This window comes from Endozoicomonas sp. ONNA2 (assembly GCF_024606365.1).
In the GTDB taxonomy this organism is placed as follows: domain Bacteria; phylum Pseudomonadota; class Gammaproteobacteria; order Pseudomonadales; family Endozoicomonadaceae; genus Endozoicomonas.
In genome coordinates, this window is the sequence record NZ_JAHHPO010000766.1 from 1 (window position 1) to 2886 (window position 2886).

Genomic DNA, 2886 nt, shown 5'->3' on the forward strand with positions numbered 1-2886 from the left:
GTCTATAACAACACCCTCCGTTTTCGCACTGATGCCTACTACAAAGACGGGAAAACCATATCCCACTCTGAGGTAGAAAAACGGCTTGAGTCGCCCAAGAAAGAGTTCCCATTTCTGGCTGATGTTTCCAGGGGGATGCAGGACAGTCACAGGCGCAATAACACCCGTGAAGGTATGAACCTGACATGTTAATAGTTGTTGAACATAATCTTGTCCTCCTGACGGAAGCTTTGAGAACTTATAACGAAAATGACAATGAGGATAAAGAGTGAAAGTTTTTCTGGACGATGTCCGAGCCACCCAAAGTGGTTGGATAAGGACCTGGTCTCCGGATGAGACCATTGCTCTTTTGAAAATTGGCCAGGTGCAAGAGTTCAGCCTGGATCATGATCTTGCCAGTGGCGACAATTTTCACTTATAAGAAGATTCAGTGGAGCGGTTATTAGACGACGAGCCTCCCAGGAGCTTGTTTTGCCAGACATCAAGCCATTTCTGGCGATGATGAGGTGGGGAATGTCATGAGGAACGCTAAAACCTATATCTCAAGGAGCAGTTAAACCTATAAATGGAAAAACACCAAAACCTATATATAATATAACGCTAAAACCTATTTATGATCGCCTGGACAGCGTGGCGGATGAACTCATGAACGATGTATCCCATAAGTTAGCTGATGCCCTTGAACAGCTGAGGCTATTACAGGATAGCGATGTGGTCGCCATTCAGTCGAAGCAGCTGAGTCGACTGCATCGTGAAAGGCTACTCAAACATGGCTTTATCCGTGAAGTGCTTCGCGGCTGGTATATCGCCACCATGCCTGACGAAAAACCAGGAGACAGTACCTCGTGGTACACTTCGTTCTGGGATTTTTGCGCAGCCTATCTAACGGTACGATTTGGCGCACAATGGTGTTTATCTCCAGAGCAGTCAATAAGTCTGCATATTGGCGATAAAACGCTTCCTCAACAACTGCTTGTGCGCACGCCTAAAGGCAACAATAAACCGACCTCATTCCTTCACGGTACCTCGTTATTTGACGTTAGATTAAACCTGCCTGAAGCTGAGAGCATTGTTAAGCTTGAAGGGCTGAATGTCTACAGCCTTCCCGCTGCTCTGGTGCACAGTTCTGCCAGTCAGTACACCAATACCCCTATTCACATGCGCACTGCATTATCAATGGTCACGGACGCATCCGATTTACTCGCGGTGTTACTGAATGGTGGGCACAGTGTGATAGCCGGGCGACTGGTCGGTGCTTTTAGAAACATTGGCCGGGAGTTAATAGCCAACAACATATTGAAGGGAATGCGAGCGGCCGATTTAAAGGTGCAGGAAACCGACCCCTTCAGTGAAAAAATAGACATAAGCTTTGGTCGCAGAGCCGTCTCCCCCTCCGAGAATCGTATTCGTCTTATGTGGGCACAAATGCGAGAATCCGTCATCAAGCATTTTCCGGCATCGGATGTACGTGCTGTGAATATCAAAAAATACATGGCTGAGGTAGAAGACAAGTATGTCACGGACGCATACCACTCCCTGTCCATTGAAGGCTACAGGGTTACTCCTGAACTCATCGAGCTTGTTCGCTCAGGGAGTTGGCAGGCTGATGAGTCGGAAGAACATAAGCAGCACCTCGATGCAATGGCAGCCAAGGGTTACTGGGATGCTTTTCAGGAGGTAAAAAAAGCGGTTTTGGCCGTTCTTGACGGTGGGAACTCCGGCGAGGTGTTGGAGCAGTCTTACAGCGATTGGTATTTAGCGTTGTTCGGCCCTGGCGTTGCAGCGGGCATTATTAAACAGGCAGATCTGGCCGGCTACCGGTCAGGCCCTGTTTATATTCGACAGTCGATGTACAAACCACCTGATCGGGGAGCGGTTCGCGATATGATGCCAGCTTTCTTTGACTTGTTGGCGGAGGAAGAAAACGCGGCGGTCAGGGTAGTGCTGGGCCATTTTATCTTTGTTTATATTCACCCGTATTTCGACGGTAACGGCCGGATTGGCAGGTTCATTATGAACTTGATGATGGCTTCGGGTGGATACCCCTGGACAGTGGTACCGGTCGAGAGGCGTAACGAGTACATGCAAGCACTTGAAGCAGCCAGTGTGCATCAGAATATTGTGCCGTTTGCAGAGTTTCTGGCATCACTGCTGCCGGATTAAGAACACCTGCTAAAATCATCCGCTTGTTAATGCTGAGGTCAGGTAATGTTGATGATTTATGTACCAGACCATTGTGTGGTAGATTCTCCGGGTTGACTGGCCTGTGTTGAGTCGAGCCGACCAGGTTAGATGCTCCTGCCCTGTTGGCATGCTGATAAAGATGGTTTTTTTCTCGTCACATCCCGTTCGTCAGCCTGCTATATGACTCAAAACTGTGAGTAGGACAAAAATCAGCAGAATAAATTCCATAAAATATGGAATTTTTAACAAGACGATTGTCGTTGAAATCCTAAAGTCAGGAACTAACCTAACGGCCTTGCATCGGGCAAGAATCTTTTATCCGGAATGCAAGTGATGGCAGCCACAAACATCTGGCAGCAATTCAATGCCCTGGTTCCTGAAGCGGGGGCGGGTTGTCGCCACCATCACGGCTAATAACGGTAATGGCACCAGTCAGGCAGAGCTTCGGGATGGTTCGGTGATTACCGTCAAAGGGGAATCTGTGAGTGTGGGGGAAAAGGTATTTATTCGGAAAGGGGGAGATCAAAGGGGCTACGCCGAGTTTGGTGCGGTATGAGGTGGAGGTTTGAAACAATCAAGATCCAAGACCCGGCACCGGTTCTTTACCGACCTCCTGTGTGGGCATGCGTGCGAAAGAAAAATTACCGAACTCGTCGTAAAGCATCGCCCAACCGGGCCGCGCAGGCGATGATACAAGGCGAT

Annotated in this window: 3 protein-coding genes and 1 pseudogene; all 4 read left to right on the top strand. The window is 48.7% G+C overall.

The window, feature by feature from the left end; genetic code table 11:
* A pseudogene (locus KDK14_RS13625) lies at positions 1–192 on the top strand (hypothetical protein); the annotation flags it as partial.
* Positions 193–268: 76 nt separating this feature from the next.
* Complete coding sequence (locus KDK14_RS13630; protein ID WP_257265714.1) at positions 269–421, top strand: cyclic-phosphate processing receiver domain-containing protein; 153 nt, start codon at positions 269–271, stop codon at positions 419–421.
* Positions 422–645: 224 nt separating this feature from the next.
* Positions 646–2163: a Fic family protein gene (locus KDK14_RS13635; RefSeq protein ID WP_257265715.1), complete on the top strand. Its 1518-nt coding sequence runs from the start codon at positions 646–648 to the stop codon at positions 2161–2163.
* A gap of 385 nt (positions 2164–2548) precedes the next feature.
* Positions 2549–2740 carry a hypothetical protein gene (locus tag KDK14_RS13640; RefSeq protein ID WP_257265717.1) on the top strand — a complete coding sequence of 64 codons (192 nt, stop codon included), beginning with the start codon at positions 2549–2551 and terminating at the stop codon, positions 2738–2740.
* Positions 2741–2886: the final 146 nt, after the last annotated feature.